General features: G+C 40.8%; 19 protein-coding genes and 1 pseudogene. 4 read left to right on the top strand and 16 right to left on the bottom strand.

Features of this window, described 5'->3' with window-relative positions; all coding sequences use genetic code 11:
• Positions 1-7 precede the first annotated feature (7 nt).
• On the top strand, positions 8-856 hold the full coding sequence (comER, locus tag MHH40_RS17545) for a late competence protein ComER (protein ID WP_003217379.1): 849 nt from the start codon (positions 8-10) through the stop codon (positions 854-856).
• A gap of 48 nt (positions 857-904) precedes the next feature.
• On the opposite strand, the gene MHH40_RS17540 is transcribed toward comER, so the two are convergent.
• From MHH40_RS17540 to MHH40_RS17505, 8 genes are read right to left on the bottom strand one after another with little or no spacing between them, the layout of a single operon-like run.
• The gene (locus MHH40_RS17540; protein ID WP_212045894.1) at positions 905-1,648 is read right to left on the bottom strand and encodes a class I SAM-dependent DNA methyltransferase; all 744 of its coding nucleotides are present in this window, start codon (positions 1,646-1,648) and stop codon (positions 905-907) included.
• A complete protein-coding gene (gene rsfS, locus MHH40_RS17535; RefSeq protein ID WP_003217467.1) occupies positions 1,645-2,001 on the bottom strand; it encodes a ribosome silencing factor in 357 nt (118 codons plus the stop codon). Before rsfS ends, MHH40_RS17540 begins: the two co-directional genes overlap by 4 nt.
• A 12-nt stretch (positions 2,002-2,013) precedes the next feature.
• Entirely contained in the window at positions 2,014-2,577 is a 564-nt protein-coding gene (gene yqeK / locus MHH40_RS17530; RefSeq protein ID WP_003217386.1) for a bis(5'-nucleosyl)-tetraphosphatase (symmetrical) YqeK, read from the bottom strand.
• Positions 2,567-3,136, bottom strand: a complete 570-nt coding sequence (locus MHH40_RS17525) for a nicotinate-nucleotide adenylyltransferase (protein ID WP_106029125.1) — start codon at positions 3,134-3,136, stop codon at positions 2,567-2,569. The genes yqeK and MHH40_RS17525 overlap by 11 nt, the downstream gene beginning before the upstream one ends.
• A gap of 13 nt (positions 3,137-3,149) precedes the next feature.
• Positions 3,150-3,440, bottom strand: coding sequence for a ribosome assembly RNA-binding protein YhbY (gene yhbY / locus MHH40_RS17520; protein WP_003217501.1), 291 nt, complete (start codon positions 3,438-3,440; stop codon positions 3,150-3,152).
• Positions 3,434-4,276, bottom strand: coding sequence for a shikimate dehydrogenase (gene aroE / locus MHH40_RS17515; protein WP_050943728.1), 843 nt, complete (start codon positions 4,274-4,276; stop codon positions 3,434-3,436). The genes yhbY and aroE overlap by 7 nt, the downstream gene beginning before the upstream one ends.
• A 21-nt stretch (positions 4,277-4,297) precedes the next feature.
• The gene (yqeH, locus tag MHH40_RS17510; RefSeq protein ID WP_044139444.1) at positions 4,298-5,398 is read right to left on the bottom strand and encodes a ribosome biogenesis GTPase YqeH; all 1,101 of its coding nucleotides are present in this window, start codon (positions 5,396-5,398) and stop codon (positions 4,298-4,300) included.
• Between the two features lie 2 nt (positions 5,399-5,400).
• Positions 5,401-5,922 (bottom strand): YqeG family HAD IIIA-type phosphatase, encoded by a 522-nt coding sequence (locus tag MHH40_RS17505; RefSeq protein WP_034620856.1) that lies wholly within the window; start codon positions 5,920-5,922, stop codon positions 5,401-5,403.
• Between the two features lie 362 nt (positions 5,923-6,284).
• Here MHH40_RS17505 and MHH40_RS17500 point away from each other — a divergent pair, with 362 nt between their 5' ends.
• The gene (locus tag MHH40_RS17500) at positions 6,285-6,425 is read left to right on the top strand and encodes a sporulation histidine kinase inhibitor Sda (protein WP_003217327.1); all 141 of its coding nucleotides are present in this window, start codon (positions 6,285-6,287) and stop codon (positions 6,423-6,425) included.
• 134 nt (positions 6,426-6,559) lie between these two features.
• On the opposite strand, the gene MHH40_RS17495 is transcribed toward MHH40_RS17500, so the two are convergent.
• From MHH40_RS17495 to MHH40_RS17480, 4 genes are all read right to left on the bottom strand, one after another.
• Positions 6,560-6,709: a hypothetical protein gene (locus MHH40_RS17495; RefSeq protein WP_003217499.1), complete on the bottom strand. Its 150-nt coding sequence runs from the start codon at positions 6,707-6,709 to the stop codon at positions 6,560-6,562.
• A gap of 78 nt (positions 6,710-6,787) precedes the next feature.
• Positions 6,788-7,516 carry an SGNH/GDSL hydrolase family protein gene (locus MHH40_RS17490; protein WP_223251386.1) on the bottom strand — a complete coding sequence of 243 codons (729 nt, stop codon included), beginning with the start codon at positions 7,514-7,516 and terminating at the stop codon, positions 6,788-6,790.
• Between the two features lie 84 nt (positions 7,517-7,600).
• Positions 7,601-8,341: a polysaccharide deacetylase family protein gene (locus MHH40_RS17485; RefSeq protein ID WP_050943726.1), complete on the bottom strand. Its 741-nt coding sequence runs from the start codon at positions 8,339-8,341 to the stop codon at positions 7,601-7,603.
• Between the two features lie 176 nt (positions 8,342-8,517).
• Positions 8,518-9,639: a Rap family tetratricopeptide repeat protein gene (locus MHH40_RS17480; protein ID WP_137054956.1), complete on the bottom strand. Its 1,122-nt coding sequence runs from the start codon at positions 9,637-9,639 to the stop codon at positions 8,518-8,520.
• Between the two features lie 231 nt (positions 9,640-9,870).
• Between MHH40_RS17480 and sigK the strand changes: the two genes are divergently transcribed.
• Positions 9,871-10,599, top strand: a complete 729-nt coding sequence (gene sigK / locus MHH40_RS17475; protein WP_034738387.1) for an RNA polymerase sporulation sigma factor SigK — start codon at positions 9,871-9,873, stop codon at positions 10,597-10,599.
• Between the two features lie 117 nt (positions 10,600-10,716).
• Here the strand turns inward: sigK and MHH40_RS17470 are convergent, their stop codons facing one another.
• The 3 genes and pseudogenes from MHH40_RS17470 to MHH40_RS17460 form a co-directional block, all read right to left on the bottom strand.
• Complete coding sequence (locus MHH40_RS17470; protein ID WP_268458434.1) at positions 10,717-10,884, bottom strand: hypothetical protein; 168 nt, start codon at positions 10,882-10,884, stop codon at positions 10,717-10,719.
• Positions 10,885-11,023: 139 nt separating this feature from the next.
• Positions 11,024-11,439, bottom strand: a pseudogene (locus tag MHH40_RS17465) (hypothetical protein).
• Positions 11,440-11,471: 32 nt separating this feature from the next.
• Positions 11,472-11,897 carry an NUDIX hydrolase gene (locus MHH40_RS17460; RefSeq protein WP_309216980.1) on the bottom strand — a complete coding sequence of 142 codons (426 nt, stop codon included), beginning with the start codon at positions 11,895-11,897 and terminating at the stop codon, positions 11,472-11,474.
• A 152-nt stretch (positions 11,898-12,049) separates the two neighbouring features.
• Here MHH40_RS17460 and MHH40_RS17455 point away from each other — a divergent pair, with 152 nt between their 5' ends.
• Entirely contained in the window at positions 12,050-12,181 is a 132-nt protein-coding gene (locus MHH40_RS17455; protein ID WP_267875469.1) for a hypothetical protein, read from the top strand.
• Between the two features lie 53 nt (positions 12,182-12,234).
• On the opposite strand, the gene MHH40_RS17450 is transcribed toward MHH40_RS17455, so the two are convergent.
• The gene (locus tag MHH40_RS17450; protein ID WP_050943721.1) at positions 12,235-12,426 is read right to left on the bottom strand and encodes a hypothetical protein; all 192 of its coding nucleotides are present in this window, start codon (positions 12,424-12,426) and stop codon (positions 12,235-12,237) included.
• Positions 12,427-12,514: the final 88 nt, after the last annotated feature.

Below are 12,514 nucleotides of genomic sequence, written 5' to 3'. Positions count from 1 at the left end.
AGAACGTTTGAATATCGGGATAATCGGTACAGGAAACATGGGTACCATACTTACTGAGGCATTTATTGAATCAAAGGCAGTCAATCCCTCATCCATCACCATTACAAACCGGACCATAGAAAAAGCGTTCAATATAAAAAAGAACCACCCAGAGCTTGAAGTAACAAAACAGCTTACAGGAGCTGTCATGGATAAAGATTTCATCTTTGTTTGTGTCAAGCCGCTTGATATTTATCCTCTTTTAAAAGAGCTGAGCCCTCTTTTAAAAGAGCACCAAACCATTGTCATTATTACAAGTCCGGTTCATCCTGAACAGCTTCAGGATATCGTTCCTTGTCAAACAGCCAGGCTGATTCCAAGCATTACGAACCGCGCTTTATCAGGTGCGTCACTTTTAACATTTGGATCGTCATGTAATGTCGCGACGAAAACAGCGTTAAGACAATTAGCTTCCTGCATTTCAACACCTATTGAAATTCATCATTCGATTACAAGAGCGGCGTCAGATATCGTCAGCTGCGGTCCTGCCTTTATCAGCTTCCTCGTTCAGAAAATGATTGAAGCAGCCGTTGAAGAAACAGATATTTCTAAAGAAGAAGCCACCACCTTATCAGAAGATATGCTTGTAGGGCTTGGCCGTTTGATTGAAAAAAGAGTCTATACCCTTCCGACACTACAAGACAAAGTGTGTGTAAAAGGCGGCGTTACGGGTGAAGGGATTAAAGCACTTGAAGCAGGTGTTCAAGATATGTTCCACCGCCTTTTTCAAAACACCCATGAAAAATTCGATGAAGATCTTGAAGCGGTTGCGCATCAATATCCGCCAAGTGTGTTTACTGATGATCGCAGAAATTAATCAACTCTGCAACAAGCGAAAAAAGGGTTTTAAAAAACCATCGTTCCATTAAACGATGGTTTTTGGCTTCTTAGCTGAAATGAAATATCTTTCGGCGAATTCCCTGGGCGCTTCATTTGTAAAATCAGCGGTCACTTCTATTTGTTCAAAGCCAGCGGACTCAAGGAACGCCGCATAGGTCTCAAATGGAAATGTACGCTGTTCATGTGTCTCATCATAACGCTGATACACGTCTCCGTCCTTTACAAAAAAGCTTAAATCGTGAATGACCGAATACATGTCATCCCCTTTATCACTCTGCCAAATATAGCTGATCTCTTCATCTTGATCGGCATAAGTTGAACCTGGGAATACCTCTTCCATTTTATAAGGAGTATGAACATCAAAGAGTAAAACCCCATCTGCCTCTAAAAGCTGAAACATGTTTTTAAAGGTTTTTTTGACGTCATTTTCGTTTTTTAAGTAATTCAAGGAATCACAGCATATAACCGCCGCTTGAAAGACTTGCTCAAAACCCGTCAGCTCTCTCATATCTTGATGTAAAAATTGAATGGACTGCTTTTTCGCCTGTGCTTTTTGCTGCGCGAAAACCAGCATTTCTTCACTGAGGTCAATTCCTGTGACTGCGTGACCCTTTTCAGCTAACCGAAGAGAAATCTCTCCAGTTCCACAGCCAACATCAATAATGGCAGCATTCGGTTTGATATTCTGCTGGATCCACTGAACCCATTCATCATAAGGTGCATGTGTCATGAGCTCGTCATACACACCTGCAAACCCTTGATAAATCATGAGTTAATGCCAAGTGAAAGCGTTTCTCTCGGCGCATCTCCCCATAGCTTCTCTAGGTTGTAGTATCCTCTTTCTTCTTTGTGGAACACATGAGCAATGACATCACCAAGATCAATCAATACCCATCTTGCTTCATCAAAGCCCTCCATCTTCTTCACTTCGATTCCGCTTTCCTCTGCAAGATGTTTTACTTCTCTTGCAATGGCCTGCACTTGTTTATCAGAGTTCCCGTGACAAATGAGAAAATAATCGGCAACAAGTGAGATTCCTTGCATATTAAGGGCAATAATATCCTCAGCCCGTTTATCATCGCATGCTCCTGCCGCGACGTTTAAAATTGATGATGAATCCATCCAAATTCCTCCTTAATTGTTCTTATGCACAAGTGAGTTGTAAGTCGCAAGCGTATCTGGATAGACTGGCTGGTTCTTTTTCAATAAAAAGCTGATCGTGTTTTTTAGTGACTGAATCAGTGCGCTATCTAAATCTTGCTCTGCTAACTCTCTTACTTCTTCAACACCAGGGAAATGACGTCCTGGTTCGATATAATCAGCGACATAAATGACCTTTTCAAGTAATGTCATGTTTGGTCTGCCTGATGTATGAAATTCAATGGCCGTTAAAATATCTTGGTCGTTAATAGCTGCTTCCTTTTTAACCAAATAGGCACCAACCGGGGCATGCCAAAGCTCGGGCGAATATTCCAGCAATAGAGGGTTCATCTGTTCCTGCTGGATAATCCCCTTCATTTCATCCTTTGGTCTAAATTTCGCATAATCATGAAAAATAGCGGCGATCTCTGCTTTTTTCACATCTGCACCGAACCGTTCCGCTAAAGAAATAGCTGTCTCCATAACCCCGAGTGTATGTGTATATCTATGCTCTGTTAACTGCTCTTTGACACAGCTTAATGCTTCTTCACGATTCATATAAGTGATGCTCCTTTATATAACGCTCAACAGCTTTCGGTATCAAATAATCGACAGGTTTTTCCTGCATGATTCGCTGCCTAATCAATGTCGATGATACATCAAAAGCTGGAACATCTGCAAATAAAAGAGGATATGTTGTATTTCGGGTATAACCCGGTCTTTTCATCCCAATAAAAGTAATCATCTGAAGCAAATCATCTATCCGATGCCATTTTGGCAAATACTCGACCATGTCCGCTCCAATCATAAAAAAGAACTCATCTTCAGGATGACGCTTCTTTAAAAGCTCCACCGTATCTACTGTATAAGATGGACCCTCTCGCTCCATTTCAATGAGCTCCAATCGAAAATGTGGATTTGACTGGATCGCCGCATCCACCATTTTCACCCGGTGACGACTATCTGCTCGCTTCCGGTCTGTTTTATGAGGAGGCTTGTGATTTGGGATAAACCAAATTTCATCAAGCCCTACTTGAAAACGCACTTCATTTGCCATCAGCAAATGCCCATTATGAGGAGGATCAAACGTACCGCCAAACAACCCTATTTTTTTCATATCACATCCACCTTTACGGCAGCTTAATTTGTTTATTTTCCTTTGATTCTTTATAAAGGACAATCACATTTCCGATCGTTTGAACAAGTTCAGCTTTTGCACCTTTGACAAGTGCTTTCGCAACTTCCGTTTTGTCCTCGTCGCAGTTTTGTAATATGCTGACCTTTAACAATTCTCTTACTTCAAGCGCCTCGGAAATTTGCTTGATCATATTGTCATTTACCCCGCCTTTTCCTACTTGAAAAATAGGTGATAAATGATGTGCTTTTGCACGTAAAAAACGTTTTTGTTTCCCTTTTAACATGGTGTTCCTCCTAATTTCTGTATCACAATTGACTTCATTTTTCTTGCGTCAGGCGTGATGCCTGTCCACAGTTCAAAGGCTCTAGCTGCTTGTCCAACAAACATGCCGACACCATCTACTGTTTTCAAACCTAACCCAGCTGCTTCTCTGAGCAGTTTTGTTTCTATTGGATTATACACAATATCACAAACAACCGCTGTTTTTTTTGCGTTTACTAAAGAAATCGGGGTTTCTTCAACATTCGGGTGCATACCAATTGAGGTTGTATGGATGATGACATCATATTCCCCAAGCTGCTCTTCCGCCGTCTTTAATGTAATGGCACTAGAAGTGAAGTTCCCATCTGCACTTTCAATTAAAGCCTCAGCTTTTTCAATGGTACGATTGGTGATATCAAAGCTTTTCGGTGCATAGTCAGCGATTGTCGTATAAATCGCATTTGCCGCTCCGCCAGCACCAATCATTAGAAATGACAGCTCTGATAAAGGCTGATCCAAGGCTTCAAGCAATGAATGAAGAAAGCCCTCCCCATCTGTGTTGTACCCGACGAGCTGACCTCCTTCGAGCCGCACCGTATTGACTGCACGCAGGCGTTCAGCTGTCACATCAATTTTGTCCAGGTACTGCATGATGTCTACCTTGTGCGGAACAGTGACGTTAAAGCCGCTGATTCCTAAGGCTTTCATACCGCTAATGGCATCTTTCAGGTCATCATTTTCTACTTGAAAGCCATGATAATGTCCATCAATTCCAGCATCCTTTAATGCTGCATTATGAATATCCGGAGACATTGAATGGCCAACAGGGTTACCGATTACTCCGTATAAAGGTTTCAAGGTCTCTCCCCCTCTGAACATTTAAATTAACGAACGTCTCATAAACACATGCACGCCTTTTGGCGCATAGACTTTGATTTGCTTACCTGCATCATTTGCCGTAATCCACCCTAAGCCTGAGAAGACGATATCCATTTTCGGCTGATCAATGGTAAAGGTATGTGGAACGAGTGGAGGAAAATCTTCCATCCCCTCTTTTGATGGCGGTGATAGCAGTTCACCGGCATGTTTTTCATATAAATCATCTGCGTTCTCTAACTTTGTTCTGTGTATGTTCAGCTCATTTGGCATATAGCAGACAAATGACGTTCTGCCGCCTTTTACATAATCAAATCGAGCAAGCCCGCCAAAATAAAGCGTTTGAGCTTCATTTAATTGGAACGTTCTCGGTTTCAATTCTTTTTTCGGCGTTAAGATCTTCAAGTCATTTTTGCTGACATAGTGCGCCATTTGATGACGGTTGATAATGCCCGGCGTATCAAATAGAGCAGATCCGTCATCAAGCGGGATCTCAATGGCATCAAGTGTTGTACCTGGATATTGGGATGTGGTGATCACGTTCTCTTCACCAGATACTTCTTTGATGATTCGATTGATAAATGTGGATTTCCCAACATTCGTACAGCCGACGACATAGACATTTCTTCCTTCGCGGTAATGATCGATCGCTTCCATCACCTCAGGTACGCCCTGACCTCTGCTTGCACTGATTAAGAAAACATCGATCGGGTTCAATCCGTTTTCTTTCGCTTCCCGTTTCATCCAATGAATTAAACGATCTTTTTTCACGGATTTCGGTAAAATATCTACTTTGTTGCCGACGAGTAAAATCGGGTTACCACCGACAATACGACTCAGCCCATTAATCCAGCTTCCGTTAAAGTCAAAAATATCAACGACCTTGACAATCAGAGAATCTGTCTCTCCGATACTGTGCAATATATTTAAAAAGTCGTCTTCTGTTAAAGAAACATCTTGTATTTCATTGTAGTTCTTTAACCTAAAACAGCGCTGACAGATCACATCTTCTTTCAATAGAGATGCTGCCGGCGCATATCCTAATTGATCTTTATCTTCCGTCTGAATGGCTACACCGCAGCCAATACAAACAACCTTTTCCATTATTACTCTTCCTCCCACTGAATGTGGCCCTTACGCTTTAAGGCTCCTAAAATTCTGCGTTCAATCTGCCTGTTAAACTTTGTGATAAATCCGTCTGAGGCAGCAACAGGGACGACCAAAATCGTATGGAAGCCGTGACGATTCCCGCCTAGAACATCGGTCATGAGCTGATCCCCAATGACCACCACATCTTCTTTTTTCAATTGCATATCAGCGACGGCCTTATTAAAAGCTCTTCCCATCGGCTTTTTCGCTTTATAAATAAACGGAATATGAACTGGTTCAGAAAAAAGCTTGACCCTTTTTTCATTATTGTTCGATACAATCGTCACTTGTATCCCGTGATCCTTCATTTCTTGAAACCATTCAATTAAGCGGGGCGTCGCACTTGGACGATCCCATTCTACTAGTGTGTTATCTAAATCGGTAATAATTCCTTTTACATTTCGTTCTTTTAGTTTTTGCGGTGAAATGTGGAAAATGCTTTTCACAAATTCATCCGGTAAGAAATACTTCTTTAGCACAATTTGCACCCTTTCTTCCATTGGTTTTTCAGCGATAGTGTCGAATCAAATCACAATTTGTCTGTCTATCGAATACAATGAAAAAGTTTTCGACATATGACGAGGACCTTCAACAGTTGTGGATAATTTTACACACATTATCCACCTATATTTCATCACGCTTTCATTCAATTATAAACACTCTACCCACAAGTTATCCACTTCACCATGTGGATAACAGAACGATTGTTCTTGTTTCCCATTCATGGTAGATTAAAGGTACTTCAGAGACATTCGATCAACCTATGATGATATGTCTTTTCCTCAAGTTTTATGCCAACTTTTTCAGGGGAGGTGTTTTTCCCATCATATGGGTTTCTAGTATGAAAAAGCTGTCAGATGATTTACTTATAGAATCGTATTATAAAGCAAATGAAATGAACTTAAATCGCGACTTCATTGAATTAATTGAGACAGAAATGAAAAGACGTTCGCTCGGGCATATGCTCTCTGTTTCCTCTTAATTCCATATCACAGGAACCATGCCTCCCGAGCATTCTCTTTTTAAACTCAGGTGACTGATATTATATCACTTGCGCTATAGGCTTACTACTATTTTCCGTAAAAAACACCCCTTCTCAAGTAAAGAAGAGGTGTCTTATTTGCAAGGCTGTTCATTCCAAAACCATAACCCTCCACCTACGACCAAAATAACCACAAGGAATACAACAAGAAAAGCGTAACCGATTCCTGCTCCTTGAGCTGGATAAGGCGAACACGCAGGGTAAGGATAAGGGCATCCCCACATATCAGTTACCTCCTTCTAGGAAGATATACTGTTAGACTATGCTAAATGGATGATCTTGTTTAGGCAGATGGCCATCATTTAAAAATGTTTGATGACATCACGCTCTTTGATTTCGTTATAAATGATTCTTGCCCCTTTTGGCGTCATATGATTGCCAGAAGGGTCGATTAAACCTGATTGAATCAACGCATTGTCACTATCTTCACCAGCTTCTCGGATGAACGCTTTCCAGTTGTCGACAAGCGGTACTTGCTGATCCTTGGCTATTTCTCTCGTGATGTCATTATAGGAATTTTGCCAAGCTCTTGCCCCGCCTCTCTCAGCAAAATAAGATGACTTATACCTAGAGTAATAATACAAGCCCTTTTTTCCGCCTTCTACAACAGGTACACAAGTCATGAGAACCGGGGTAATGCCTGCTTTTCTACTTTCAGAAATGAAGTAGGTTACATTTTCTTTAAATCTTTTTTTCGTCACTCGGGGATGTTTCCCGTCTAAAATCGCCGCATCATTCGTACCGAACATGATGAGGACGTAAGTTGGTTTCTGCTTTAAAATATCCTGCTCAAAGCGAAGCTTCGCATCTTCAGTCGTCTGCCCGCCAATCCCTGCGTTCTTCACTTGAATTTGACCGCGCTCGACGTTTTTCATGAGATTCACCCATTTTTCAGATGTTGGATAATCTCGGAAGTCCCAGTTTGATCCCTTTGTATTGCTGTCGCCAAATGCAATGACACTTTCTTGTTCTGGCTTTGAGCACCCAGCAGCGACACAAAGCAGGATGAAAAGGACAACATATTTCTTCACAACATTCACCTCCAAAAGCCCTCTTCATATAGTAAACGACAAGACTTTTGGTTTCAATGAATGACTGTTTTTGACGAATACTTCCTATTGCAGTTGAACAGGTACATACGCTTTGTCATGATGCAGCAGTTCGCTCACTTTGACAAATTCATATCCTCGATCCTTTAATTCAGGTATCACTTGTTTCAGTGCTTCGACCGTCTGCTTCCGGTTTCCCCCGCCATCATGCAAAAGAATGATATCGCCGCCTTGAATATGATCAATAATACGGCTCGCAATTTTATGCGCGCCTGGTCTTGACCAGTCCTTCGGATCTTGCGTAAAGGACCACATGACCACATCATATCCTTGCTTTGACAAAATGCGGAAAGATTTCATCGTCAAGCGGCCGCCAGGAGGACGAAATAATAAGGGCCCGCCAGGCTGGAGTGAAGCGATATGAGCCGCTGATTCTTTTAGCTCCTGCTTGATCTCCTTTGATGATAACAGGTCAAAATACGTATGATTCATCGTGTGGTTGCCAAGCTCATTTCCTTCGTCCACAATCCGTTCTGCGATCTTTGGATATGCGTGAACCCGGCTTCCTACGACAAAAAAGCTGGCATTTACTTGATGCTGCTTCAGCACATCCAATATTTGATTCGTGTAAACTGGATGAGGTCCATCATCAAAGGTGATCGCAATCTTTTTCCGTTCCGCTCTCATGTCCCAGAAGGCACGTCCCGTTTTTTCGAGATCGACTCGTTTTAATGTATGTGCCTCTACTTCATTAGGAACAAAAGCACATAGCAGCAATATACACATCAAGACATGCAACCCTCTCATTTGACCGCCTCCACAGAACATTCTTACAGATTAAATTGCCCGCTTTTTGATGAATCATTCAGCATTCATGGTCACGATCCGCATATCTGACTTCTTTTTTCACATAAAAAAAGCCGGCCCATCAGGCCCGCTTTTTGTTTCACGTTTGGTTTCTCTCTTCAACTGTCGAACGTTGCTTAGAATTCATACAGACACTCTCCTTCTTGGATTTGATTTTGAGCCCATAATAATTTCTGATAATACTGGTTGGACTTCTGGTATTGTTGAGAGGCTTCTAAGGCTGTCGCAATTTCTAGTGAGATATCCTCTATATAAGAGTATAGGCTAAGTTTTTCCAAATAATCAATGGTTTTTTGCAGTTGTTTTTCATTTATTCCTTGAACATATAAAGCATCCAGATACTCAAACATATGACAGAACAGCTGGTCTTCATGCTTCTTTGCAGCTAATTTTCCATCTTCTAATATGCGGCGTGCTGCTACTTGTTCATTTTGTCTAAAAAGCAGTTTTGCGAGCGTATAGAGTGTATGTGGAAGCGTGGGAAGCTTCTCTTTACAGGCAATATCAGCCGATTCCGTTAAATAGCGTTCTGCTTCCTCAAGGTAGCCCAGCTCCCCGTAACATTTTCCTAAATTATAAAGCGCTGAACTGTATATCCGCGGGTGATCAATTTGTGATGCGAGCTGTTTTGCCTTTTTTAAATGAGGCAGTGCCCGATCTTTTCGTTTTAAATCTTGGTAGTTTCCTGAGATCACAAACAGGCACTGAATGATGCGAATAGTATAGGCATCATGCTGATCGTATATTTCTAGCGCCTTTAAAATATGATGCATCGAGACATGCGTTTGCTTCATAATATAGTAGGCTTCTGCTACTTTAAAATGAAACTCAGCCTGCTCAATATCATCAAATACCATAGACAGCTGTTTTTCTGCCACTCGGTAATATTTGACGGCTTCTAAATATTCTTTTTGACTAAACTCATGCATGCCACGAAAAAATGCATGGTAATAATGCAGCATATCAGATAACTCATGATTGGAGTTTTCGATTTTATCGACAAGATTAGATACTGAGAAAGGTTGATATTTTGAAGGGTGTATATAGTCAAGCATGATCTGGTGCCGAAAACACATGAGCTGATAATAAATCAGTAAATGCTGGTCCTCTTCCATCCGTTCAATTTCTGCTTCTACTTCTGCTTTCAGGATTTCCGCATCTGGAACACTGAACTGCCGTATCATTCGATACCATTCATTAATTTTCATACCTACATGTGAAGATAGAACCTTCCCCATGTTCCGAAAAAACCCCTTCCTTTTCGGTCTAATATTACATATTTTAGCACGCTTCTTGACCGCCAAGCACCGCAAAGAAACCGCAAACATATGAGCAAGGCAGCAAAAACAGACGAACAGAAGCCCGTTTTTTTCGAAAAAGATGATTTTTTCATCGTACAGACACAGACAATCCCCCCTTCACATACATTTGAGGATATAGGCAGTGGCCTAAACATGGTGGAGGTGAAAATCGTGGCAGGAGTATTTACAGCGATGGGATTGATGGTCAAAGAATTGGTGTTCTTAGTGTCCTATGTCAAAAACAATGCCTTTCCACAGCCCCTTTCGGGAGATGATGAAAAAAAATACTTAGCCCTTATGGCACAGGGCGATGAACACGCAAGAAATATGCTGATTGAACATAACCTTCGGCTCGTCGCCCATATTGTCAAGAAATTTGAAAATACCGGGGAAGACGCTGAAGACCTCATCTCCATCGGGACGATCGGACTCATTAAAGCAATCGAAAGCTATTCCTCTGGAAAAGGAACAAAGCTGGCAACGTATGCGGCGCGGTGTATTGAAAATGAAATTCTGATGCATTTACGCGCGCTAAAAAAGACAAAAAAAGACGTCTCCTTACATGACCCCATTGGTCAGGATAAAGAAGGCAATGAAATTTCTTTAATTGATGTCTTAAAATCCGAAAATGAAGATGTGATTGATACGATTCAGCTCAACATGGAGCTTGAAAAAGTAAAGGAGTATATCGACATTCTCGACGGCCGGGAAAAAGAAGTGATCGTCGGCCGGTTCGGCCTTGATTTAAAGAAAGAAAAAACGCAGCGGGAAATAGCAAAGGAGCTCGGGATATCGCGGAGCTATGTGTCTCGTATTGAGAAGCGGGCGCTGATGAAGATGTTTCATGAGTTTTACCGGGCGGAGAAGGAGAAGCGGAAGCGGGAGAAGGGGAAGTGAAAACAAACTTTTCCCAACTCCTATTAAAAAAACAGACCTTGTTGGGTCTGTTTTTATTTGAACATCACAATATAGCCCACATACACAAAAGAAAACTATGTCATGTTTTATCCCCATTTATTTCACTATGCTGTTTTCTTTTAAGTAACGCTCAAAAAGCTTATGACCTTCCTCCTCAATTTGGTCATCTTCAATCAGAGATTCTCCAATCAATAGCCCTAGATCATTCCACTTCTCATATTCCTTCAAAAGTGTTACTCCATAACTTTTTTGATCAAAAAACAAGAGCCATCTTCCTGTTTCTAAACTCTTAAAAAAACACGCCTTCATAATCAAAACCATGTTCATAATACCCTACATGTAAATGCATAGTTTCATCTAAGCTATGTAATTTTTCTTCTGTACTCACTTTCATCTGGCACCCCTAGCTTTCCATATCCTCCTGAAAATCAATATCTCTCAACTCGATCCATTCAACAAAATCAGGAAACGTTTTTGTCGTCAAAAAATGATGAACGATTTGATATGCTTGATCCCGATTGATGTAGCTACACGACGGCACATACAATGGGGATCCTGCGACCAAATGTTCGATGGTTTCAATTTTTTCTCCCTTTTTAAAGGAACCAAAAAATTCGGATACCTCATGATCAAGAAACCATACGGTTCCGTATAAAAGAAAACTAGACTTTCACTTTCCCAATCTCCCTCAATCTCAATGGAAGATTCCCCATTTCCTTGTTTCCAATACTCTTCATCTTCTTGAAAGAAGATTCTTTTCAAGAATTCTTCTCCCGGATTTTCTACTGGAGCTCCTGTGGGGCCGTAGTATAAAAACATCCATATCTCTCCTTCATACCTATATCAACTTGTTAACCAACTGTTCTATTTCCTTCAAATTGATAAAAAGCTTGTGGTTCTTCGTTTAATTTTAGCCAGTTATATAACTTGGGATTTAGCTTTTGAAAAGTTTGCTTGCTGACCCATTTTACTTCTTTGATATCATGATCCGGATCGAGAATACTCATTTGTCCTCCGGTGATTTCGGCAAAGAAGGTGATCATCAGCGCATGATGCTTTTTGTCTTGAAAGTATGCTTCTCGAACCGAATGAAGTTCATTTACTTTGCAAACATACCCTGTCTCTTCTTTCACCTCGCGAATCACGGCTTGATGCAGGTGTTCTCCTTTTTCTACAGCACCACCAGGAACTTCCCAATATCCCTTTACGTTTTTGACCATTAACATATTTTCTTCCTCATCATAAATAATAGCTGATACTACGTCTACTCGTTTCAAATGAATCCCCCTCAATCATTCTCTGTTCACATCAATTGTCGAATAAATAGCACGAACTGTTCATTTCAATACATTCATTATACGGTATCCTTGATACAAGGTAATGGTTAAGGAAGCAAAACAGCATTCGTGAGCAGATTGGAGGCCACAGCATGTGGATCATCATCATTTTACTTATTGTCCTCATTGGATTTACTGGGAATATCGTTTCCTTATTAAGACAAATGAAAAAGTCAAACGAGAAAATCATACAACTGTTAGAACATCAAAAACCGAAAAAATAAAAACTTCTCTCATTTAGAGGGAAGTTTTTTTAGAAAAAGCAATTGGAGAATTCTTACCGTTTCTCATGAAGCAACATATATCTGATTTTATGAATATAATGCAGCGCAATATGAACGAGACATAAAATGAGCCCGATCATCGCAAGAATATAAATGGGCAGCATCAAACCAGGTACATAGTTGACGATAAAACCCAAACAAAACGCTGTCAGCATATATAGGCTGATCAACCTCATCAATACCATCCGAAGCCCTCCCTTTCCACACTCATTTTAACATCATTTCCCTTTATTTTCATAATTGGCTTTAAAAAAAGATGCGAATCCACTAAGA

It is taken from the genome of Bacillus sp. FSL K6-2431, from assembly GCF_038005165.1.
GTDB classification, from domain to species: domain Bacteria; phylum Bacillota; class Bacilli; order Bacillales; family Bacillaceae; genus Bacillus; species Bacillus pumilus.
This window is presented reverse-complemented; position numbering and strand designations above follow the sequence as displayed.